General features: G+C 67.8%; 13 protein-coding genes. 3 read left to right on the top strand and 10 right to left on the bottom strand.

The annotated features are described in order from the left end of the window. Positions 1–60: 60 nt before the first annotated feature. The 7 genes from panC to ftsH form a co-directional block, all read right to left on the bottom strand. Complete coding sequence (gene panC, locus CWT10_RS02165) at positions 61–1,107, bottom strand: pantoate--beta-alanine ligase (protein WP_103064243.1); 1,047 nt, start codon at positions 1,105–1,107, stop codon at positions 61–63. Between the two features lie 56 nt (positions 1,108–1,163). After that, positions 1,164–2,114 (bottom strand): Rossmann-like and DUF2520 domain-containing protein, encoded by a 951-nt coding sequence (locus CWT10_RS02160; RefSeq protein WP_103064269.1) that lies wholly within the window; start codon positions 2,112–2,114, stop codon positions 1,164–1,166. 82 nt (positions 2,115–2,196) lie between these two features. After that, positions 2,197–2,682 carry a DUF3180 family protein gene (locus CWT10_RS02155; RefSeq protein ID WP_103064244.1) on the bottom strand — a complete coding sequence of 162 codons (486 nt, stop codon included), beginning with the start codon at positions 2,680–2,682 and terminating at the stop codon, positions 2,197–2,199. Further along, positions 2,682–4,730 carry a 2-amino-4-hydroxy-6-hydroxymethyldihydropteridine diphosphokinase gene (folK, locus tag CWT10_RS02150; protein ID WP_128683239.1) on the bottom strand — a complete coding sequence of 683 codons (2,049 nt, stop codon included), beginning with the start codon at positions 4,728–4,730 and terminating at the stop codon, positions 2,682–2,684. The genes CWT10_RS02155 and folK overlap by 1 nt, the downstream gene beginning before the upstream one ends. Then, positions 4,727–5,560 carry a dihydropteroate synthase gene (gene folP, locus CWT10_RS02145; RefSeq protein WP_103064270.1) on the bottom strand — a complete coding sequence of 278 codons (834 nt, stop codon included), beginning with the start codon at positions 5,558–5,560 and terminating at the stop codon, positions 4,727–4,729. The genes folK and folP overlap by 4 nt, the downstream gene beginning before the upstream one ends. 220 nt (positions 5,561–5,780) lie before the next feature. Next, the gene (gene folE, locus CWT10_RS02140; protein WP_103064271.1) at positions 5,781–6,356 is read right to left on the bottom strand and encodes a GTP cyclohydrolase I FolE; all 576 of its coding nucleotides are present in this window, start codon (positions 6,354–6,356) and stop codon (positions 5,781–5,783) included. After that, positions 6,353–8,623, bottom strand: a complete 2,271-nt coding sequence (ftsH, locus tag CWT10_RS02135) for an ATP-dependent zinc metalloprotease FtsH (protein WP_416171727.1) — start codon at positions 8,621–8,623, stop codon at positions 6,353–6,355. Before ftsH ends, folE begins: the two co-directional genes overlap by 4 nt. 399 nt (positions 8,624–9,022) lie before the next feature. Here ftsH and CWT10_RS02130 point away from each other — a divergent pair, with 399 nt between their 5' ends. The 3 genes from CWT10_RS02130 to CWT10_RS02120 all read left to right on the top strand — a co-directional run bounded on the left by CWT10_RS02130 (position 9,023) and on the right by CWT10_RS02120 (position 13,961). After that, entirely contained in the window at positions 9,023–9,235 is a 213-nt protein-coding gene (locus CWT10_RS02130) for a hypothetical protein (protein WP_128683238.1), read from the top strand. Between the two features lie 72 nt (positions 9,236–9,307). Continuing rightward, on the top strand, positions 9,308–11,377 hold the full coding sequence (locus CWT10_RS02125) for a hypothetical protein (RefSeq protein WP_128683237.1): 2,070 nt from the start codon (positions 9,308–9,310) through the stop codon (positions 11,375–11,377). 1,411 nt (positions 11,378–12,788) lie between these two features. Then, positions 12,789–13,961: an NlpC/P60 family protein gene (locus CWT10_RS02120; protein ID WP_103064249.1), complete on the top strand. Its 1,173-nt coding sequence runs from the start codon at positions 12,789–12,791 to the stop codon at positions 13,959–13,961. A gap of 1,321 nt (positions 13,962–15,282) precedes the next feature. Here CWT10_RS02120 and CWT10_RS02115 read toward each other — a convergent pair. The 3 genes from CWT10_RS02115 to CWT10_RS02100 are packed head-to-tail and all read right to left on the bottom strand — an operon-like array spanning position 15,283 to position 22,627. Continuing rightward, positions 15,283–19,758: a hypothetical protein gene (locus CWT10_RS02115; protein ID WP_158247705.1), complete on the bottom strand. Its 4,476-nt coding sequence runs from the start codon at positions 19,756–19,758 to the stop codon at positions 15,283–15,285. Beyond that, positions 19,755–20,225: a hypothetical protein gene (locus CWT10_RS16935; RefSeq protein ID WP_174721927.1), complete on the bottom strand. Its 471-nt coding sequence runs from the start codon at positions 20,223–20,225 to the stop codon at positions 19,755–19,757. Before CWT10_RS16935 ends, CWT10_RS02115 begins: the two co-directional genes overlap by 4 nt. Then, positions 20,222–22,627 (bottom strand): hypothetical protein, encoded by a 2,406-nt coding sequence (locus CWT10_RS02100; RefSeq protein ID WP_103064253.1) that lies wholly within the window; start codon positions 22,625–22,627, stop codon positions 20,222–20,224. The genes CWT10_RS16935 and CWT10_RS02100 overlap by 4 nt, the downstream gene beginning before the upstream one ends. Positions 22,628–22,669 lie beyond the last annotated feature (42 nt).

Below are 22,669 nucleotides of genomic sequence, written 5' to 3'. Positions count from 1 at the left end.
CGCCGCTGTGGCACCGAAGACGTTGGGCTCATGAAATACCCGTTAACGCCTCCGGGCGCCTCAGCCCAGGTCCACCAGGGCGTTATCGATCAGCCTGGTGGCGCCGACGCGGGCGGCGAGGGCCAGCAGGGCACGGGCGCAGGGCGGTCCGGGCGCGCCGGCCTCCCGCACGCCGGCGTCCCGCACGCCGGCGTCCCGCACGCCGGCCTCCCGCACAGCCTGCTCAGCCTCCGACTGCCTCTGCGGCTCCAGGCCGAGCCCGGCCCCGGCCAGGTCCACGAAGGAGTCCGGATCGACGACGGCGACGTAGTCGACCTCAACTCCCGCCTCCGCGTCGAGCACCTGGAGGGCGGCCGCGCGCACCGCGGCGGCGTCGCCCCCCGCGCGGGCGGCGGTGCGCCCGGCCTCCAGCGCCCGGGACAGGGCGAGAGCCCGCCCACGCTCGACGTCGGACAAGTAGACGTTGCGCGAGCTCATGGCCAAGCCGTCGGCTTCACGGCGGATATCGACGGGGACGATCTCGACCGGAACCGCCAGGTCGCGCACCATGGCCTTGACAATCGCAAGCTGCTGGGCATCCTTGCGGCCGAACATAGCCCAGCGCGGTGCGGTCAAGTGCAGCAGGGAGAGCACCACCTGACACACGCCGGCGAAGTGCGTGGGGCGAGTGCGGCCCTCCAGGACGGTCGCCAGCGGACCGGGGTCGATGCGCACCTGCGGCTCGCCGCGGGGGTACATGACCTCCGGGGTGGGGGCGAAGACCACCAGTCGTCCCACCGCGAGCGCGCCGTCAGCCCTCGTCAGGACGGCGGTCAGGCCGTCCAGATCCGCCTGAAGGGTGCGGGGGTAGGCGTCCAGATCCTCCCCCGGGGCGAACTGGAGCGGGTTGACGAAGATGGTTACCACCACGGTGCCGCCCGGCCCTACGCGGCGGGCGGCCTCGCGCACGAGGTCGAAGTGGCCCTCGTGGAGGGCGCCCATGGTCATCACGACGGCGCGGGGGGCGTCGTCGGCGGCCAGGGTCGCAGCGAGCTCGTCGCGAGTACGGGCGAACACGGTGCCGGCGGCGCGGAAGTCGGGCCGGTTAGTCCGGGGCGGGGCGGTCATGTGACAACGCTAGTTGATCGGACACCTACGTGCGCCCTGCGGACCCGCGCCGAGCCCTACTCGGCGCCGTCGCGCAGAACCTCACGCAGCGCGCGTATCTGCTGCTCCCCTAGGGCCCCGATAGCCTCCCGGCGCGCCAGGGTAGCCCGGGCCAGTGCGCGGTAGGTGCTCACGGCGTCGTCGAGCGCCCGCCCGTTGACGTCGCTCAGCTCGGCCAGAGCCGCCAGATGGGCGCGTACCGTGCCGGCATCGCCGCGCGCCACCGGCCCGGTCAGCCCGGACTCCCCCTCCCGCAGGGCGCGGTCGAGCGCGGCGGAGAGCAGCGGGCCCAGGGTGGCGGCGCCGTCCTCCACGCCTGCGGCCGACAGTATGCGCATCGCCTGGTTGACCACAGTGACCAGGTGGTTGGCGCCGTGGGCGAGGGCGGCGTGGTAGGCGGGTCGGGACTCCTCCGGCAGCACGAAGGGCTCTGCCCCGAGCTCGACGGCGAGTGCCTGGCCGATCGGCACAACTGCCGCAGGGGCGGTGACGGCCATGGGGCAGCCGACCAGACGGGCCACATCCGTGGAGAAGCCGCCGAAGGTCATGGCCGGGTGGATGGCCAGCGGGATGGCGCCGCAGCGGCGGGCGGGCTCGAGCACGCCGACGCCGTAGGCCCCGGAGGTGTGCACGACCAGCTGCCCGGGCTGCCAGCGCCCCAGGTCTGCCAGACCCTGAACCAGGTCCGCCAGGGAGTCATCGGGGACGGCCAGCAGCACCAGTTCGGCCCGTTCGACGATGTCGTCCACGTCCAGCAGGGGGACGCCGGGCAGGAGCAGTTCGGCGCGTTCACGCGAGGCCTCGGACACGGCGTGCACGCCGATGATCTGGTGGTCCACGGCCCGCAGAGCGGAGCCGAGCACAGCGCCGACCCGGCCGGCACTGATTATGCCGACACCGAGTCGGCCGGGACGAGAAGGCCGCGGAGGATTCAGGGACGGTTCGGGGTCGACGGGCATGCCGGGCATCATGGACATGACGCGATGTTCTCACGACACAACCGGGACCTGCCCGGTCCCAAGCCCATCCGGACCGCCGCTGGGCACCGGGTCAGGCGGTGCTTCCGCTCGGCGAGGATCCCGAGCGCAGGTCGTTGTCATCGTCCTCCCCGATGGCGCACCAGTGCTCGACGAGCAGGCCGATGCCGCTCCACAGCAGACAGGCGGCCAGGCAGGCAGCGGCGGACCAGGCCAGTGAGGTCATGGCCGGCGAGTCCAGATTGAGCAGGGCGACCACGAGCCCGCCCGCGTAGACCCCGCCGACCACCGCCCCCACCCGCACCGACGCCTGGGCGGCCGCCGCGGTGGTGGCGGCACCCATGGGCGTCATCCAAGTCGGCTCGTGCTCGCGCAGGCGGCGCACCGCCATCCCCGCCGCCAGCACGATCGCCGCGATGACCACGGCGACCGCAGCGCCCCACGGCGTCAGCGACACGACCCAACCACGGCGGTGCAGCATGAGGTCGGAGGTCGCCCAGGCGAGCACTCCGGGGCCGCTGAAGCACGCGAGGACGGTCGTCCAGCGCGTGCGTCGCATCACAGGCCCTGACCGTCGCGGCCGATAACCTCGTTCCAGTTCGGCGGTGCGGCCCACTCACTGCCGTCGGGGCTCGCACCGGACTGTCCCTCACCGCTGCTCGGGGGGACCTGAACGGCGGGAGGCTCCGGCTGGGTGGGAAGCTCCGGCTGGGCGGGAGGCTCCGGTTGAGCAGGAAGCCCTGGCTGGACGGGAGGCTCCGGCTGGGCGGGAGGCTCCGGCTGAGCAGGAAGCCCTGGCTGGACGGGTTGTGCAGGCACGGCGGCCTCCACTCCCGGCTTCGACCCCGCCGACCCGGGCTGCGCCACCTGCGCAGGATCCCCCTCGGCGTCGACACGGGTCTCGGGGGTCTCCTGCGGCTCGGGCGGGGCAACGTACTGTCCGGTCGGAAGGGCCGGCAGGTGGTCGGAGTCGAGCCAGTCCAAGGCGAGCCAGCGCACGCCGTCGCGGTCGGGAGCGACCTCAGCCAGGGCGGCGACGGACTGGTCACCGATCTCGGCGAAGGGGTCGGCCTGCGCCCAGGGCGTGAGGACGAAGGCGCGTTGTGCGGCGCGCGGATGCGGCAGGGTCAGTTCCGGGTCGGTGGAGGTGACGCCCTCATAGGTGATGATGTCGACATCGAGTGTGCGGGGGCCCTGGGGCCGAGTGCGCACGCGTCCGGCGGCTGCCTCTAAGTCCTGACAGACAGCCAGCACCTCACGCGGAGAAAGCGTTGTGGTAGCCAGGACCACGGTGTTGAGGTAGTCGGGCTGTTCCTCACCGTCGGTGACGACGGCGGCCGTACGCGCCAGCGGCGCCACATTCGTGACGTTGATGCCGTCGGTGTCTCGCAGGGAACCCACCGCGGTACGCAGTGAGGGCACCACGCCACCGACGTTGCCGCCCAGGGCGATGACCACTTCCGCGGGCGCCGGCGGGGCCGCGGTGAGCGGGTCGGCCGGCGGCTGCGGGACCGGCGGGGCGGGGGCCACCTCCGGGGCCGGGGCCACCATGGAGGTGGGCGCCCACGGGGCGCCGGTTGGCGCCGTCGCACCCAGCGGCTGACCGACGGCGGTCTCCGGCTGCTCGGCACCCCCGCCGCTATACGCGGCGGACAGCGGGTCGACCGAAACGGGGGACGCCGCAGCCACCATGGGTCCGGAAGCGGCGGGTTCCTCGGCCGGGAACGTGTCTGCCGCCTCTGGCCCCTCGGGGGCGAGTGCCGCCTCCTGGCTCCGGTCAATTGCCGGGGCCGCTGTCTCGGAGGACGGCGGCTGCTGCTCCCAACCGGCACCGGGCACCATCGCCTCGGTCACCACCGGCCCCTGGCCCCAGCCATCCGCCGGAGCCGCTGTCTCGGAGGACGGCGGCTGCTGCTCCCAACCGGCACCGGGCACCATCGCCTCGGTCACCACCGGCCCCCGGCCCCAGCCATCCGCCGGAGCCGCTGTTTCGGAAGCCGCCGGCTGCTGCTCCCAACCGGCTTCCACGGCCGCCGCTTCGGTGGCGGGGGCGGAGCCGGGAGAGGGCGGTGCCTGCTCGGCGCCAATCTGCTCGGCACCGATCTGCTCGGCACCGATCTGCTCGGGGATCGGCGTGGCCAATGGCGCCGCAGCAGCGGGCTCTGCCACCGGGGCGGGCCGTGCGGCGGGAACCGCATTCATGGGGGTCTCGGAGGCGGCGTCGGCATTGCGGGAGATGGTTACGGAAACGTCGTCGAAGGCCACGTCCAACGGCGCCTGCGGCTTGTGGACGGTGACCTCCACGGCACTGACGCGGGGGAAAGCGAGTACAGCGTCGCTGATGCGCTCAGCTAGCGTCTCAATCAGCCCGACCGGCTCGCCCTCGATCACGCCAATTACGGCACGGGCGATATCAACATAGTTGACGGCGTCATCAAGCGAATCGGTGACGGCGGCAACGGCCGTTCCGCGGTCCCCCAGGAAGACGGTGACGTCGGCGTTGAACAGCTGCCCCTCGGTGCGTTCGAAGGGAAGGAGTCCGTGGTAGCCGCGGGCGGACAAGCCCGTCAGCGCGATCCTGTCGGGGGTGGCATTGTTGGTGCTCATCGGTTTTCCTTCCAGAGGGAAGCGGTGCGGACGGCGTCCCGGTTGGCTGGGACCTCGTGAACTCTCACGGCCCAGGCACCGGCGACGGCGGCCAGAGCGGTGGTGGCGGTGGTGGCCGCGTCGCGCGCAAGCGGGTCGGCGGCGGCCTCGGGGACGGTGGCGGCGGCAAGGAAGCGTTTGCGGGAAGCGCCTATCAGGACGGGGCGACCCAGTTCGTCCACCAGCCGCCCGGTGGCGGCCAGCAACTCCCAGGACTGAGCGTGAGTCTTAGCGAAGCCGAGGCCCGGGTCGAGCACGATCTGCTCCGAATTCACCCCGGCCGCGTCGAGCTCATCCAGCCGCTGCCGCAGCTCCGTTTCCACCCCGGCAATAACGCCGTCGGCCCCGTAGTCGGTCAGGGTGTCCATGATCTCCGGCGCTCCGCGCCAGTGCTGGCAGATGTACACCACGCCCGTCGCGGCGATGACGCGGTGCATGCTCGGGTCGACCAGTCCGCCGGAGACGTCGTTGACAATCCAGGCTCCAGCGGCGACGGCCGCATCTGCGGTTTCGGCGTGCAGGGTATCGACCGAGACGACAGCGCCGGCATCGGCCAGTGCGCGGATGACGGGCAGCACGCGGCCCTGCTCCTGCTCCGTCGTAACCGGGGTGGCGCCGGGCCGGGTGGACTCGCCACCGACGTCGAGGATGTCGGCTCCCTGGGCCAGCAGCTGATGGCCGTGTGCGACGGCGAGCTCAGTGGTGTGCCAGCGGCCGCCGTCGGAGAAGGAGTCCGGGGTGACGTTGACGATCCCCATGACCAGGGTCCGACCCGCCGCGGAGGCCGCCATGAGTGGCTGCGGCAGGGGCGCCGGGGCCCTGATAGGGATCGCGTTCACGGTCCCAGGCTATCGGACGACGCCCGATTCCCTCGGATTTTGCGGCTACAACCCCGCCACGCCCAACACCTCACCCCCAGGTGGGCTGCAAGCGTCCGGATCGCGCCGGCTGTAAACATTCCGCCCCGGCGGGCCGCAAGCATCCGGACCGCGCTGGCCGCAAGCGTCCCGATCAGGCACGGCGGCCCAGCACCAGGCTCATGGCCTCGGAGCGGGTAGCGGCGTTGCGCATGGCGCCACGCACCGCGCTGGTGACCGTGTTCGCGCCGGGCTTGTGCACACCCCGCATGGACATGCACAGGTGCTCGGCCTCGATCACCACGAGCACGCCGCGCACCCCCAGGCGCTCAACCATGGCGTCGGCGATCTGAGAGGTCAGCCGCTCCTGCACCTGGGGGCGGCGGGCGTAGCCCTCCACCAGGCGAGCGAGCTTGCTCAGGCCCGTCACGCGCCCGTCCTCGCCGGGGATGTAGCCGACATGGGCGACCCCGTGGAAGGGCAGCAGGTGGTGTTCACACACCGAGTACAGAGGGATGTCCCGTACCAGCACCATCTCCTGGTGGGCGGCGTCGAAAACCGTCTCCAGGTGGCTGGCCGGGTCTTCGCGCAGGCCGGAAAGCATCTCCGCCAGAGCACGAGCGATCCGCTCGGGGGTCTCGCGCAGCCCGTCACGGTCCGGGTCCTCCCCGACGGCGGTCAGCAGATCCCGGATGGCGCGGCGCACGCCGTCGGCATCGTAGCCGGTCACCACTGCCGCCAATCGTCATGCTGATCGCCATCCGGGGAGGTGCCGTCCGCATCCGGCGGCGCGGCGTGCGCCGATTCGGGGCCGACGGCGTCGGGCCCCGGTGCGGGCTGCGAGCCGGTCGCGGCCGGGACGGCTGCGGCAGACTCGGAGGCCTCGGCGGACGCGGCAGTGTCAGTATCCTGCGCCTGCGCCAGCTGGGCGGCGGCCTTGGCGGCGTGTCGGTCGGGGGCCTGTGCAGCGGCGATGAAAGTGGCGGCCACGTCGTCGGTCAGGACGAGGGCGTCGTCGGAGTGCCACAGGGGGCGACGCGGCTGGCGGACGACCGGTGCGAAGATCCGCTCCAGGTCCTTCTCCAGCAGAGTCTCCTTCTCCAGCAGCTGGGTGGCCAGGTCCTCCAGCACGTCCCGATTGCGCACCAGGATCTCCCAGGCCTCCCGGTGGGCGGCGTCCATGAGGGCGCGCACCTCGGCGTCGACGCTCGCGGCGACATCCTCAGAGAAGTCGCGGTTGGTGGCATTTAGACCCAAGACCGTCTCATTCTCGGTGGTGCCCAGGCGCACGGCGCCCACGGCGCGGGTCATGCCATAGTCGGTAACCATCTTCCGGGCGGTATCGGTGGCCTTCTCAATGTCATTGGAGGCGCCGGTGGTGGGGTCGCGGAAGACGATCTCCTCCGCGGCGCGCCCGCCCATGGCGTAGACCAGCTGGTCGAGCAGCTCGTTGCGGGTGGTGGAGTACTTGTCATCCGCGGGCATGACCATGGTGTATCCCAGGGCCTTGCCGCGCGGGAGGATGGTGACCTTGGTGACCGGGTCGGAGTAGGCACTGGCCGCCGCGCACAGGGCGTGACCGGCCTCGTGGTAGGCGGTGACGGCCTTCTCGTGGTCGTTCATGACGCGGGTGCGCTTCTGCGGCCCGGCGATCACCCGGTCGATGGCCTCGTCCAGGGCGCGGTTGTCGATCAACTGGGCGTTGGATCGGGCGGTCAGCAGCGCCGCCTCGTTAAGGACGTTGGCCAGGTCGGCACCGGTGAAGCCGGGGGTGCGCTTGGCCACCTGGTCCAGGTCGACGTCGTTGGTCATCGGTTTACCCTTGGCGTGCACGCGCAGGATGGCGGCGCGGCCGGCCATGTCGGGCGCCTCCACGGACACCTGCCGGTCGAAGCGGCCCGGGCGCAGCAGGGCGGGGTCGAGCACGTCGGGCCGGTTGGTGGCGGCAATCAGGATCACATTGGTGGTGGCGTCGAAACCGTCCATCTCCACCAGCAGCTGGTTGAGGGTCTGCTCGCGCTCGTCGTGCCCGCCGCCCATGCCGGACCCACGGTGACGGCCGACGGCGTCGATCTCATCAACGAAGATGATGGCGGGGGCGTTCTCCTTGGCCTGCTCGAACAGGTCCCGCACGCGGGAGGCGCCCACACCGACAAACATCTCCACGAACTCCGAGCCGGACATGGAGAAGAAGGGCACGCCGGCCTCGCCCGCCACCGCCCGTGCCAGCAGGGTCTTGCCGGTTCCGGGCGGGCCGTACAGCAGCACGCCCTTGGGGATCTTGGCGCCCACGGCCTGGAACTTCTCCGGTTCGGAGAGGAACTCGCGGATCTCCTCAAGCTCCTCCACCGCCTCATCCTCACCGGCGACGTCGTCGAAGGTGACGTCGGGCATCTCCTTGCCGCCAACCTTCGCCTTGGAGCGGCCAAAGCCCATGGTTCCGCCGCGGCCACCGCCCATACGGCCGATAAACCACCACATGAAGGCCACGAAGATCACCATCGGCAGCAGCAGCTGCAGCATGGAGGACCACCAGGTCGTGGTGGGCACCACCGAGTTGTAGCCGCCGGAGGGGTTGGCGGCCTGGACGAGCCGGTTGACCTGCCCGGCCTGCGCCTCGGTGTAGGTGAACTGGACGCGGCGCCCCAGGTTCTGGGAGCTCTCTCCCTCACGATTGGCCTTACTGGTGTAGTCCTCGGTGAGATCGAGCTCAACGCGCTGGGTGCCGTCAATCACGGTGACAGCCTCAACCGTGGAGGCGCTGTCCTGAAGGATCGCCAGTCCCTCGGAGGTATCGATCGTGCGATAGCCGCTGACTGAGGTGATCAGCGCCCAGCCCAGCAGAACGAGCATCACGAAGGGGGCGAGCCACAGCAGTGGGTTACCCAGCGCCACACGACGGCGCCCTCCCCCCGGCTTGGAGCCCCCCTTGTCTCCGCCGCGGCCGCCCTTCTTGGCAGAGCGCACCGTCACGCGGATCTGACCGGAATCGTTCATCGGCGTTAGGTCCCTTCAGCTATTCGACCCCCTGACGCTAGCGGATACCGCCGACAGGTTTCGCCTCCACCCAGCATCTGTTCGCGCCGGGCGTGGGCCGAAGCCCGTGGTGATGCAACCACCGCAGGCGCAACACATGTGACTTTACGCACATTGACGGCGACTGGACAGTCTCCTTAGCTACCATCCTCGTCAACAACATGTCTGAAATGTGAGGAACACCATGCCGTGGCGAGAGCCAGAACTATGCGGTAGCGCACCGAGCACGCAGAGCCGCAGGTTGCGCGCGGACTGGCGATGCGTCCGCCGGTTCCGGCCGGGCGCCATGTAGCCGAGTATCCGACCGGCGCCACACAGCTCACACCACAGACTTCTGAGACCACCTATTTGAAATTCACCATGAGCAAGTCATCTGCCAACCACGCCTCCAAGCGCTCCCGCGCCAACCGTCGGTTTGGGTTCGTACCCCAGCCGAATCAGACCTCCGTCGGCCCCGTCGACATCGAAATCATCTCCCAGCAGCGTCCGCCCAGCCGCAAGGCCCTCGACTTCTACGAGACCCTGCAGGTCATGACGCTGGAGGACCTTAAAGACCGCGGCCTGATCGTATGAGTGGTGTGGCCGGTCACGTGCCGGCCACACCACCGCCCTGATTCAAGTCCCCGACCACACTCGTCACGCGCCATGAAGCTTCCCCGCCAGTTCAACCGAATCGCCCGACGGACCCCCGCGGAGGACCTACCTCCCAGCCTCAAAGCCATCCTGCACGGGAATCTTTTCGATCCCGACCGCCTCACGCTCAGAGTTGAAGAGAACGGTCGGAACGCCGAGATACTCAATGAACTCATGAGACGAAGCGCGATCCAGGCAGAACTTTGGAGCCAGCACAAGAACAGCTGGCAGCGGCGTACGGTGGAGACCGTGTCTTTTGAGGACGATCAGTCTGAGCGGCGTTCACTGACCCTGGACGTCTCCACAACTCGCCTGCTCACTATCGTTGAGTCTTATCAGCCGGCGACATCTAAACTGTACCTGCCGGTCTCACCGGGGATGACACCGGGACCAATCCTCGATATCGACGCCTCCGATTCAGCCAGACGCAACCTCAACATCGCTCGCAGACACGAGAACTGCGAAGCTATAACATACCTCTTAATCGGCCTGCTTGTGGGAAACAAGTCAAAAGACAACCCCGAAACAGTGCGCGACGGTTCCCGAGACTGGATTCCAAAGTTGGCAACCCTGTTTTACAGGCACCTAATGGAGGCACCTCCCGTCCAGAAAGAGGAGTCTCGATCAGCCAGGACGACACCACCAACCACCACGACCAAGATCACGACCACACCCACAACGACCACAACAACCACCACGACCACGCGCACAACCACCTTCACGACCACGACCAACCACGACAGCATTGCCATGGCCAAACATCTCGTGGGCGAAATCGGCCGAATAAAAGGCCTCCCACACGACATCCGCCTGCGCGCCGACTCTGAGCAATTCCTGGCAACCTTGAACGACCATCTAAGCTCATACACTCTACATGTCATATATGCCCTCCAGGGAGAAGACTCATCCACCCGTCCTCGCCGCGATGAAATCATCAAGATCTCTTGGCTGGAACGCCAACAGCGCAAGGCACTATCAACCATCAGCCACCTACTATTACCCACGCCATTTGCCTACGGGATCCGCCTAGGGCAATTCAATAAAAGCCGACGAGGCGGGACACATTTTCGATTTATCGCGCCAGCGGGAACGGAAATAGGTAGGGCGTCCATCTCCTATGCAGGAGAGGAGATACCGCTCCTAATCCGCCCATCTAGCACCCCTGCCGCCACACCAGCGGTTCTCTCTGATGCAGAAAGCAACCCTGCCATAGAGCTTGTACGGAACCGGAAGCGCCTAGAGATACTGGGACACCAACCCGCCCTCAAACATCTCGAGCAAGACATCGAGAACGCCCGCGCCGCCCCCGACATCGAAGTCTCTGTCGACGATACCAACACAACAGACGAAGGCCGCTCCCCTAAAGCCGACAAGACCAACGACACCGACGACTACACTGATTACCTTCCCTGGACAGTCGATGTGACTCTAATACCGGACAGACACCGGGTCATAGTGCCAGCATTGTTCACCCTAGCACTCACAGCCGTGCTGCTGTTTATCGCCTGGGGCCCCGGCGGCAATCATCTCAGCGGCTCACGCCTGGACTTCATCACCCTAATACCCCCACTGATGACCATATACCTGACCACCCCACAGGAGCACCTAATAACTACCGAAGGTCAGTCTCGAGCGCGCCTCGCAGCCGCAGCGGCAGCATTCGTCGCAGTCATTTTCGGAGCATGGAACACGTACCGACATTCCCCCTGCCATTCCACATCGCGGTCATTCTGGGTCACCTTCATTATTTGCGTCGCCGCATTCCTGTACCTCTTAGTAGCCAGGCTCCTCGCCGCCTCGTCGCAAGTTGAAGCATTTCGCCTACGCGCATACCTCAAGAAGAATTCATCCAGCCTTGACAACAACTATCGCACGTCAAGCAAAAAGACCCAAAGGCGACTATTACGCCACGGGACCAGGGAACTGTTCAAGGCTTTCCTTCCGAGCCCAGAACTGGATCGAGCAATGGAAAGACTCACGAAGATCGAAGGGGTCGAGTCGCTGATGCGTCATCACCGCGAAAGACTTCGCCAGCACCCTAATAGCACCTCACCTACCCCCAAAGAGAAAGGCCATTCATAGAGGCAACGACCACCCCTGGCGCGATTCTTCATGAGCACCCAAGTTTGATTGCAAGCGCTCGGGACTCCTCCGGTTTGAGGGCACATTCGCCGAGTTCGGTCGAAATAACCATCGAGTTCGGTAGATATGACGATCGAGTTCGGTAGATATGACGATCGAGTTCGGTAGATATGACGATCGAGTTCGGTCGATATAACCAACGAGTTCGGTTGGTGGGCTCGGCGGGGCGGAGGAAGTGTCCAGGTTCGGCACAACGAGGATCCCCCGCTCGACGCCGCCCGCCAGATCCGCATGATTCCAACGAGTCTGAGAGCGTGCGCTGGGATGGGCGGGGTGTTTGTGCCGATTCTGGACACTTTGGCTCCCAGGCGCCGGCCTACCGTACTGATGCGGTGGGCCGGCCGGGGCCTCTGGTCGCCGACCCGGCCCCCTTGTCCGATCGGCTGGGACGCCTTTGATGACGAACCGGGCCCGCACCCCAGCCGGGCGTGCGGCCCAGCCCGGCCCACAGCCAGGCCGGGCCCACCTGCCGGCCATGCCGGCGACGTCCGCGCCCTAGGTCTAGGGCATCTTGACCGTTGACCGCGGGTGCGCCGGCGTCCAAGGCAACCGCACCAGCCCGAGCCAACACCCCGCACCCAGACCGTCTGGCTGCCGTGGAACACCTGGCTGCGGATGGACCGCCTAGCCGCCGTTGGACCACCTGGCTGCCGTTGGACCACCTACCTGCCGTTGGACCACCTACCTGCCGTTGGACCACCTGAAACGCACTCTCAGACGGTCCAAGCGCAGAAGCCCGGTCCAACCGCAGGAACCCGGTCCAGGTACGAGGCCGGAAGTCGACCGGGCCCACACCCATCACCGCCAACACCCCAAACCGGAAGAGCCCTCAAACCTCGCCTTCAGACCCGGCCGACTGTTCTTGCCGACCACTCACTGCTGGGCCACAACCGCCCCTGCCTCCTGGCCAAGGCCCGCCAGCGGATCCGCCCTCCACCACCATCATCACCATCCCCGTTGCCGCGGACAACTCCCAGCAATCCCACACCCAGCCACCGACCATGCCGACCCCCGACCAGACGCCCACCACCCGTCCGCCACGCTCCAAGACCGAAAACCGGTTAACAGCGCCCCTGGCCTTGGACGGAGCTCCGCCCAAGACCAGGGGCGCCGCCTGCGGCGGTGGACCGTATGCACCGTTTTGTGACTAATCCCAACATGCGGTCGGCGACACGCCGTTGGCGCGTCGCCGGGGATTCATCTAACGTGTTGATCACGCGCTCACTCGGTCCCGAGTTCTGGAGGCTGATCGGGCGCGAACCCGAAGCTGCACCGGCTCAAGCCCTGGTTCTCCGGGGAACCGGCTCACTCGCAGCGCATACCTCCACCGACACACAGGAGACCCTGAACATTGTCACTTCGCAAGTCACTTCGCCGATGTGCTATCACCGCCTTCGGGGTGGCCACCGCCGCCACCCTGTCCGTAACCGCCATACTTCCGACGGCTCCGGCACAGGCCGTCGTCTCCACGAACGCTTCCGGCTCCCAGTTTGAAACTGTCGCCGATCTCATGTCCGCCTCCAACCTGTCCGGCACGGTATACACCACGGGCGATGAGGCCGCCGACGACGGCGCAGGCATGCGGTTCTCCGTCACGAACACCCTTCCGGACGGAATCGAGGGGAACATCGCCGTCCCACTGGCGGATAACACCTGGGCGGTGCCGGAAGGCCTGCCCACCTCCCCCGCGCGCAATACCGACTCCGCCGCCGTCGAAGACCTCATCACCCGTGCGCACACCTTCTACGACGCGGGCAGCCAGCTCGTCTGGGACTCCAGCCGGCCAACGCCCCTGACTGGAACCGTGGTGCACTCCAGCACCACCGCACCCTACGGAGTGACCTGCTCAACCTTCGTGAGCATGGTGCTGCTCGGCTGGGACTACCAGCACACCACCTACGTAGCCAACGAGAACACGCAGGTCGGATACGCCGTCGACTTCGGCGTGGACCCAACCACCTCCAAGATCTGGCGGGCCAACAACCTGGCCAGCTGGTTCTACGCCAACGGTGACCTGTGGCTGGAGACCGACGGCAACTACCAGCGTGGCGACATTCTGTTCTTCTCCGAGCAGAACCCCGAGGGGCGCATTGATCAGGTTCGCTCGGGCACCGAGGCCACCTACTTCGGCAACGTCTACCACGCCGCCATCTACCTGGGCGACGGGAAGCTGATCCACTCCACCGGCACCGGCGACGGCGTCAACATTACCGACCTGAACCCGGTTCTGGAGGCGGACCTGTCCTTCGTTGCCCGCCCCAGTTTCACCAGCGAAGCCGCCAACACGGGTGAGAGCACTGACTCCGGCAGCGAGCAGAGCACGCAGACGCCCGGCGAGACCACCGGAGGAGCCGGTGACGACGCCGCGCCGACCGAGACCACCGGTCCCGAGGCGCAGGACCCCAACCGGGGCGAGTCCACCAGGACCACGAACTCCGACGGCGTCCGGGCAGTCACCCCGCTGTCGCCCAACCGCCGCTACTCCCGCCCGATCGAGGATCACCGCAGCTGGCTGTCCCGTTGAACAGTTGTTGGCGCTGCTGCCGAATCGGCTAACTACCCCAGCACTGCCAACCGAATATCACCGTGGGTGGCGGCCGGGCCTGGAACCTGGCCGCCACCCGCTTGTTTGCGCAGCGCCACCGGTGTGGCGCTTCAACGAGGTCTTCACCGCACCCTGTACCTTCCCGACACAGTAGCTCCATAGACGACCGGTGCTTCCGGGTTGAGGGAGCGCTGACATGGACAGATCGGTGCGCGGGGTACTGGCGAACGTTGAGGGCGTCTTACTGTGCAGAATCCTTATGGCGTGGGCGTAAGGTGTCCAGAATTTGGAGGCTTAGCACCCCAGCTCGCACGCTTCGAAACGCAAAGAGCCTGCTAACGCCAAACGAGCGTGCAGACGCCGCCGCGGCGCAGGGCCCGCCATTGCGCCACCGCCCCATGGATACGCGGCCAAGCACAGTTACAGGACTCTTCCGGTTCGAGGGCGCATTCGCCGAGTTCGGTCGATATAACCAACGAGTTCGGTACATATGACGATCGAGTTCGGTTGGTGGGGCCAACGGGCCGGGGGAAGTGTCCAGATTCGGCACAAACGAGGATCCCCGCCCGACGCCTCCCGCCAGATCCGCATGATTCCAACGAGCCTGAGGGCACCTGCTGGACGGGGCGGGGTGTTTACGCCGATTCTGGACACTTTGGCTCCCGGCTGCCGGCCTACCGCACTGGTCTGCTGAGCATGCCAGGGCCTCTGGTCACCGACCCGGCCCCCTTGTCCCATCGGCTGGTACATCTTTGACGATGAACCGACCCCACAGCCCAGCCGGGCGCGCCGTTGACCACGCGTGCGCCGACGCCCAAGGCAACCGCAACAGCACAAAAAGCACCCCCGGCACCCGGACCACCCAGCTGCCGTTGGACCACCTGCCTGCCGTTGGACCACCTGAAACGCACTCTCAGACGGTCCAAGCGCAGAAGCCCGGTCCAACCGCAGTAACGCGGTCCAAGTACGAGGCCAGCAGCCAGCCGCGCCCACGCCCAACACCGCCAACACCCTCAAACCGGAAGAGCCAGTTACAGCAGACACCCAGCGAACGGTCCCAACACAGCCACCACACACTCATGGCCACATAACCCACAACGACCGAACTCGACGGTCATAACGACCGAACTCGACGGTAATAACGACCGAACTCGGCAGGGTTGAAAACAAGCCCGGCGCCACCAGCACCGGCTTCCACCAGCACCGACTCCCGTGGCACTGCGCCGCGCACCTGGCACGCCCCTGGCGCTGCGCCGCACACCCGCCTCGCACCTGGCACTGCGCCGCGCACCCGCCGCGCCTAGGCCTGCGCCTCGACCTTCCGGAGCAACTGCTCGAAGTCGGAGTACCAATGCGCAGCGCCATCCAATGCGCCGAGACCTGGAAAGCCAACGGCATCCTGCTCCAAGCATTTGATGAGCCTGTCCAGCAAGCCGGCAAAGGTGAATCCCTCGGGAGCATCAACCCGCAGATCATCCAAAGCACGATCCAGCGCCTCCTGAACGGTGGACTGCCCGTGGGTGATGACCAGTCTGTCGCGAACCTCGTAGGGAAGGCGCAGCAGGTCACCGCGTTTCAGCGTGGACAGATCGATCCTGGTGCCGGCGGTCTTTCGCTCCTGCAGCTTGCTCTTCAGACACGTATCGGGCTCATGCAGCAGAGTCGTGCCCTTCTTGTCCGGCCTCCGCGCATGCACGGCCTCGGCCGCCACCACCACCAGACGCGCCTGCGTGAGCCAATCGGCGTCGTCGAGCAGGTAGCGCACCGTGCGCAGTACATCCACAAGCACTCCGGCGTGAGCGTCGAGCCTGTCCGCCTGCCGCGCCCGCACATAGGCCTGGCGAAGTTCCTCGCAGCAGTCCGCCAGCGCATCCATGTCCCGATCACCGGCGGCCAGCACCCGCACCGCGCTAAGCAGGTTGAGGCTGCGCAGGCTGATGGCGGCGGCACGCCGCAGCGCGTCCTCGGCATCATCGCTCAGGGCGATCCGGTGAAACTGGGACGCCGGCTCCTTCACACCCCGGCTCTCATCGACATAGGTCTGGAGAAACAACGGCACGGCGTTGACCGCGCACCACTTCTGCGCGGCCTTGAGTGCACCGTAGACCGCGGACTTCTCACCGGTGCCCACGATCACCACGGCGGACGGCATCCGCCGCGCCAGGACCTCATCCACGCGCTCACGCACTCTTTCCACCGAGTCCGCAACCGCCCGGGCCCCGGAATCCCCCTCACCGTAGTCCAGAAGGCTCCCGCCCGGTTCGGGCAGTTCCCACTCCCGGTGCACGCCGTCGGCGACGACGGTCTGCGCGTTGAGCCCGGCCGTCTTCCTGGACTCCGGATGCGCCGAGTGCAGAATGACGAACTCGACTGGCAGGGCGGAGAGTTCGGCCAAACCTTCGGATGACTCTTGCCGATCCAGCAGGGCCCCGGGAACCGCCCGCCGTAGCTCGTCTCCGGGCTCCTCGCGCAGCACACGCTCCGGGATGGTTGGACCGCGAAAGCGCGTGCCACAACCGAACACGTAAAGCACTGGGCGCCGGCTCGGCCGCGTCACCCACTCCGGCAGCGCCTGGCCGAGTTCGGGTTGACTGTCCACGGCCTCCCAGTCCTCGGTGCACGGCGCCTGGCCGTCGTGAACGGTGCGTTTGGCTGGCTCGTTCAGTGGGCGGGCTGAGGCCAGCCACTTCGTCGAGCCGGGGCAGGCCTCCCCCAGGCGGTTGACCTCAGCCTCGGCGTCTTCGATGACCTCACCGAGTTTCTTCGGTCGACCATTGTCCTTCACGAAGCACAGCGAAGGGCTCGGCTCGCAACCCTGCTGCTCGGCCTGTTTCTGCTCCTTCTCGTAAAGGCTCCAGTAGTGCCGTTCCGCCCAGGCCCGCAGTGCCAGACCGGCGCCATGGTCGGCGCGTGCCATGTCGGTGACCGCCAGTGCGGCGAGTGCCTCCGGCTCTCTGTCATCCCCGTAGCGGGCGCGGTCCAGGGCGGAGGCGAGTGCCTCAGTTGCCTGCTGCTCTCCCTCCGGCAGCACGGATGTCGCTCCCGCGGTCTCGGCCCAGTCGGAGGCCTGCTTGGGGTATCCGAGGGATCGCAGCCAGTAGAAGGGGGCGGTCCGGTTGGCGGCGCGGTCCAGGAACACGGCTCGCTGCCCGCCCTCCTCCGGGGCGACGGCGAGCCGCCAGTCCAAACCCATCTGGTCGGCCATCCCCATGGCGGCTAACACAACCGTGCTCGCCCCCGCAATCCCGGAGACAATGACCTTCCCTCCCCGGAGAGAGTCATCGTCCTCCAGCCACTGGCGCAGCCCGGCCACACACTTCCGCTCGAAAAGATCGCCATGCTGGTAGGCCTCTACCTGTAACGAGAGCCCGAAGTACTCCTCAAGCCCGGCCTTCACGTCCGGACGGTTGTAGGCCTGTTCCAGCAGCATGGCCGCGGCGTCGGTTTCGGTGCCCTCGCGGCCGTTGGCCGTGCCCAGGAGGATTACGCGCACGACGGCGTCCTCGCCGCGCAGCGCCTCCAGCACCAGCGCCAGCGGGGTGCGTTCAAAGCGCCCCGGGCGCCCGTACTTTCCCGGAGGCATGTTCCGCAGCCTATTCAACAGCGCCTCGGGGTCGGCCTCAGCCAGCTGCTGGCGCAGCTCCTTCTGCCGGGCCTCCTGGGCGTGCAGACGTTCATCTGCTTGCAGCTCGACGATGTCGGTGCCGAGTTCTCCCTGCCCGACCGGGTGAATGATGGTGATCATAGAGTCCTCATTGTTCACGTGTATCCGATGCCGGATGAGTCGAGCCAGGTCGGCGCGGCCTGTTATGTGCGGGCCGGTTCCCAGGCGGCGGACACCGGCACGACCCCACACCGCCTTGCGCCTTCGCCGCGGCCCGAACCTGACCTTGAACACTCGCGCCACGACCAGGCCCACAACGCTGGCAACGGTGATAACGCCGACGATCCAAATCCACCACCTCATACTGCGCTCGCCCGCACCCGCTGTGTCCCAATTGATCCAGATCTCCAGCAGAATCGACAGCGGCATGCCCACGAAGGTGAGAATGCCGACCGCTCGCTCCATGGCGCGGGCGGACTTTTGCTGCTCACGTGCCAGCTCCTCCTGCCGGCGGTCGCGCTCCTGCCGCTCCCTGTCGGCGACGTGCTCCTGCCGTTCGATCAGAGTCTGCACGCTCTCCTGTAGCAAGCGCGCCTGCTGCACCGCTTGCTCAACCGCCCGGTCCAGCCCGCCCACCTGCTGCATCCATCCCAGCACCATGTCGGCCTGCCGGTGCCGGGTGACGTCGGTCCACCACTCGGAGGCGAGGAAGGCGACGGCGTCCCCGTCAAGGCCGATAGCCCGGGTGATAACGGTGTCCAGGCGCGCGGCAACAGCATCCGGGTCATCTCGGCTACTGATCATCCTGGTCGCCTCCCGCAGCTCTTGGGCGGTGACCGCGAGAGCCTGTGACAGTGCGCGCACGCGCAGCCGCTCCAGAACCACCAGCAGGTACACGTCCAGGTCTGTGGAGCACATCTTGAGCATGGCCTCCAGGAGGAAGGCATCGGCCTGCCGCGGCAGGTAGGCGGCACCGTGCTCCCACACGCTCACCGCCCAGCTCTGGGACAGCACGTGCACATTCTCCCGGGCCCGCGCATAACGCTCCTCCCCCAGTTCGAAGCCCGTGGGTGAGGGCAGGCTCCCCCACTGCCAACCCGTCGCCGTGAGCACCGGCAGCGGCAGCCTCTCGCTTGGCGGGGTTCCGGCGGTAGCCCGACGCAGGTCGTGCAGCAGTTCGGATGCCACCGGCACCTCTACCCGGCGCCCCAGCGTCTCGGGGGTCTCCCCGGGCTCCGGAACCCACCGCCGGCTCACCTCCCGGGGCACCCAGGTCAGGGTGAACAGCGGGGCGGCATACCAGGTCCTCCGCTCGGTGCGCTCGGCCACCAGGGTCGCCTGCGCCGGGCCGCACACTTCGGGGCGGGCCAGCAGCCTGTTGATCGTCCGGCACAGGGCGGTCAGGCGGTTCGGGTTCCCGACGGCGTTGTGGAAGCGCTCGTAGGCGCGCTCATCGGGTGTCCGCCCGCAGGCGGCTTCCAACGTCTGCCCGGTGGTCTCGCCGTCAGCCGCCTCGGAGCCCTCATTAGCTGGCCCGGCGGTGCTGCGAGACCCGGCGGTGCTGCGAGACCCGGCGGTGCTGCGAGACCCGGCGGCGTTGCGGGGGACGGCAGCGCTGCGGGGGACGACGGCGTGCACCACCAGGATCGCCGTCCCTGGTCCGTCTCCATCAGACACCCGCAGCACCTCCAGGGCGCCGATGCGCAGCACCGCCTTACCGTCGGCTGTGTGTTCAACCAGTTCCTGAAGCAACAGGGAGCGGCGATTGTCCGCACCCAGCGGCCGGTTGCGGCAGTCCCGGCCGCCGCCCAGCAACCGGTCGGCCACTTCCGGGTGGAAGTAGGCGGCCCGTCTGCCCCGGTAGGCCTGGCGCAGGGTGCCGCCGCGGTCCCGGGCACGGAAGCTCAGGGCCTTGGCGTCCCAATGTTTGAAGGCCTCACCCCAGCTGCGAATCACCTCGACCTCCCACATCAGGGCCACGCGCATCTCATCGGGGTCCTTCAAGTGGATGAAGCCGGTGCGCGAGGGCTCGGGTAACTGTCGCTTCGAGCCCGGGCGCTGCGGCTGCAAGCCCGGCCGTTCCGACTCCAGCCGTTCCGACTCCAGCCGTTCCGACTCCGACCGTTCGGGTTCCGGCCGCCCCGTTCCGGGCAGCGGCGCGCCGTTAGTCATTGGCCGTCCTCCGCCCGGCGACGGCGCCCATCCAGATCGCCCTGCGCGGCGTCGTCGCCCTGCGCGGCGTCGTCGACCGGTCGCGGCAGGCACCCCAGGCGGCGGGCGCCGACCACCTGCCCGTCGCCGTCGCGGATCAGATCATCGGGCCATACCAGGTCGGTGCGCTGCGGGAAGTGCTCGGCCACCACCCGGCTGGTCACGTAAACCGTGCCGGGCTGCGGTGCGGGCAGGGGCGGGTCGATTCCGAGCCAGGTGGCGCCGACGGCGATCGGCACCTGCCGCGCACCGGCAGCATCGCCGGGATGCTCGGGGTCGTAGACGGTGAGGGTCTCCTGCCGCCCCTCCGATAGCAGCAGCCGGGGCACGACGTCGGCCCCCGGCAGCCGCAGCAGCCCGCCGTCCAGGTGTAGGACCACGTCGTGCGGGGTGAGGTTGATCAGGGTGATGTGCGTTGCCCACTTCATGAGCGTCCCTCCGCCCAGTCCAGCAGCGCACAGAACCGCTCGGCCCACGCCGGGTCAATATCGATCTGCAAGGATTCGGCACCTTCTCTCACCGCGGCGATGGCGTGCTTGAGCAGGTCCAGGTAGTAGAAATCGGCGTCGACCGTGATGGACCGCCGAGCCATCACCTCCCGCACGGCATCGTCGACCCGACTGTCTCCGTGAGTAAGACGCACTTCGTTCCTTACCTCGTACAGAAGCCGGAGCAGGTCTCCACGACTGCATTCCTCGATCCTGTTCGGCGGGCCGCAGTGGGTCTCCTGGTCCTGCCAGGCATAGCGCTCCCGGAACAGCGTTTCGGCCGCCTTCTTTCCTCTTCTCGGGAAGTTGACCGCCTCGGCGGCAACGACCACCAGGTGCGGGTCCACGTCACCTTCTGCTTCCAGGCACAGCGCGCGGACGGTTTCCATCACCGACAGCAGCACACCCGCATGGGCATCGGGATCCTTGGCGTTGACCGCCTTCAGATACTCCTCTCGCAGCTCATCACAGGCCTGGGCCCACACATCCATGTCCTGGTCGCCGGCGCTGAGCACCCGCACGGCACTGAGCAGGTTCAGGCCGGACAGGCTCGCCGCGGCTGCGGCTCGCAGCGCCGCCTCGGCGTCGTTGTGCAGGGCGATGCGGTGGAACTGCATCTCCGAGCGCCGGATTCTCTGCCCCTGCTGCACCGAGGTCTGCACGAACAGCGGGACCGCCCGCTTGGCGCACCATTCCTGGGCCGCCTCAAGGACGCCGATCGCGACCGCCTTCTGCCCCGATGCCACGATGGCGACGACGGAGGGCCGCTTGGTATTGAGCACTTCGCGAACCATCGCACTCACTTCGCCGGCCAAGTCGTCAACCGGCGCGAAACCATGACTCTCAGCTCCTCCGTAGTCGATAATGTCCACCCCGGGCGCGGAGGTGTCCCCTGGCCTCTTCGCCGCAAGCGCGGAGTCGCGGGTCTTAACCGCCGTCTCCTTCGAACCCGGATCGGATGAGTGCAGCAGGAGGAAATCGACGTCGCCAACACCGCCGCCCTCGAGCATCCCGCCGGGCACGGCGCGCCTGAACTCCTCATCCGGCCCGGCCTCCATGACGCGCTCGATCACCGACGGCGGTCGATACCGATCACCCATGCCGCAGATGTAGAGGACTCGCCCGCGTCCGGGCCAGTGCATCCAGGACGGCACTCGCCCCCACAGCTCGGGAACCCGTTCGACCGCGGCCAAGTCGGACGCCGTCGGCGCCGCTGCATCGTGGACGGCGCGGTTGCCAACCGGCCGCAGGCGATCACCTGTTCCGAGGAGCCACTCGGCGGAAGTGGACTCCTCCTCCTGAGGCTCGTCGCGGACCAGGCCCAGCACCTTGCCCAGTTCCTTGCCCGGCAGGCGCTTGAACACGCTACTGATCTGATCGTCCTGGGCGCGCCCTGCGTTCTCCTCGGCCAGCAGGGCCTCATAGTGCTTCTCCACCCAGGCGCGCACGGCCAGGCCGGCGCCGTTGTCCGCCCGGGTCATCTCCACCGCCACCAGCGCGGCGAACTGCTCATCGGTGGCCGCGGCCGACGCCTCTCCCCTCTCCTGCCCTGCGCCGCCGAGCACCGTCTGGAGATCACGCAGTAGCCGCGTGTGCTCCTCATCGATCAGTTCCTCTCGGCCGTGCTGGCGGGCCCACTGGGCGGCCTGCTCCAGGTAGCCCAGGGCGCGCAGCCAGTAGAAGGGCGCGTCACCGTGGTGACCGCGACGGATCAGGCGCGCCGCGTCGTCGTCGGGACTGCCGGCGACCGCCAGGCGCCAGTCGTAGCCGAGCTGGTCCACCACGCCCATGGCGCTCAGGCACATCATGGTGGCCCCACCGATCATGGACACCACCACGGGACGGTCCGCAGCAGCGCCGTATGCCGACTCGACCCAACTGCTGAGATCGCCACGGCCGACCTTTTCGCTCAGGTTGCCGTCGGTTTGGAGTTCGACGGCGATCTCCAACCCATACCGGCCACGCAGGGCCGCGCGGACTTCGTCTTGGCGCAGGAGTTCGGCGAGCACCTCGGCGATGTCGGCCGTGGCGCCGTAGCCGGAGTTGCTACCCAACAACAGCACATGGACCTGCCCACCGCGGCCCTCGGCCTGGATCGCCCCCAGTTCCAGGGCCAACGGAGTCCACTCGAACCGGCTCCCGTGATCTGCGGCCACCGCACCGTAGAGCAGAAGGCCGACAGCCTCGGCCGGGGCTCTGGCAGCACCGCCCTCAATGCCCGCGGCGGCCTTCCGCAGCGCCGCGACACCGGCATGCCTGGCCTGCTCGCGCTGTTCCCCTCTGAGCTTGAGGATGTCACTGCCCAGGTCGCCCTCGCCGACGATGTGAACGAGCAGAGTCATGTCAGGTCCTCTCTGACCGCCTGATGGGGTCGCGTTGCTGCC

The sequence above is a fragment of the Actinomyces qiguomingii genome (genome assembly GCF_004102025.1).
Classification (GTDB): domain Bacteria; phylum Actinomycetota; class Actinomycetes; order Actinomycetales; family Actinomycetaceae; genus Actinomyces; species Actinomyces qiguomingii.
This window is presented reverse-complemented; position numbering and strand designations above follow the sequence as displayed.

Coding starts and splice junctions, on each gene's coding strand:
- CWT10_RS02160 (WP_103064269.1), bottom strand. CDS start 2,114: ATGCCCGGCATGCCCGTCGACCCCGAACCGTCCCTGAATCCTCCGCGG.
- CWT10_RS02155 (WP_103064244.1), bottom strand. CDS start 2,682: ATGCGACGCACGCGCTGGACGACCGTCCTCGCGTGCTTCAGCGGCCCC.
- CWT10_RS02115 (WP_158247705.1), bottom strand. CDS start 19,758: ATGACTAACGGCGCGCCGCTGCCCGGAACGGGGCGGCCGGAACCCGAA.
- panC (WP_103064243.1), bottom strand. CDS start 1,107: ATGACCGCCCCGCCCCGGACTAACCGGCCCGACTTCCGCGCCGCCGGC.
- folP (WP_103064270.1), bottom strand. CDS start 5,560: ATGGCGGCCTCCGCGGCGGGTCGGACCCTGGTCATGGGGATCGTCAAC.
- CWT10_RS16935 (WP_174721927.1), bottom strand. CDS start 20,225: ATGAAGTGGGCAACGCACATCACCCTGATCAACCTCACCCCGCACGAC.
- CWT10_RS02100 (WP_103064253.1), bottom strand. CDS start 22,627: ATGACTCTGCTCGTTCACATCGTCGGCGAGGGCGACCTGGGCAGTGAC.
- CWT10_RS02125 (WP_128683237.1), top strand. CDS start 9,308: ATGAAGCTTCCCCGCCAGTTCAACCGAATCGCCCGACGGACCCCCGCG.
- folK (WP_128683239.1), bottom strand. CDS start 4,730: ATGAGCACCAACAATGCCACCCCCGACAGGATCGCGCTGACGGGCTTG.
- CWT10_RS02130 (WP_128683238.1), top strand. CDS start 9,023: ATGAGCAAGTCATCTGCCAACCACGCCTCCAAGCGCTCCCGCGCCAAC.
- ftsH (WP_416171727.1), bottom strand. CDS start 8,623: ATGAACGATTCCGGTCAGATCCGCGTGACGGTGCGCTCTGCCAAGAAG.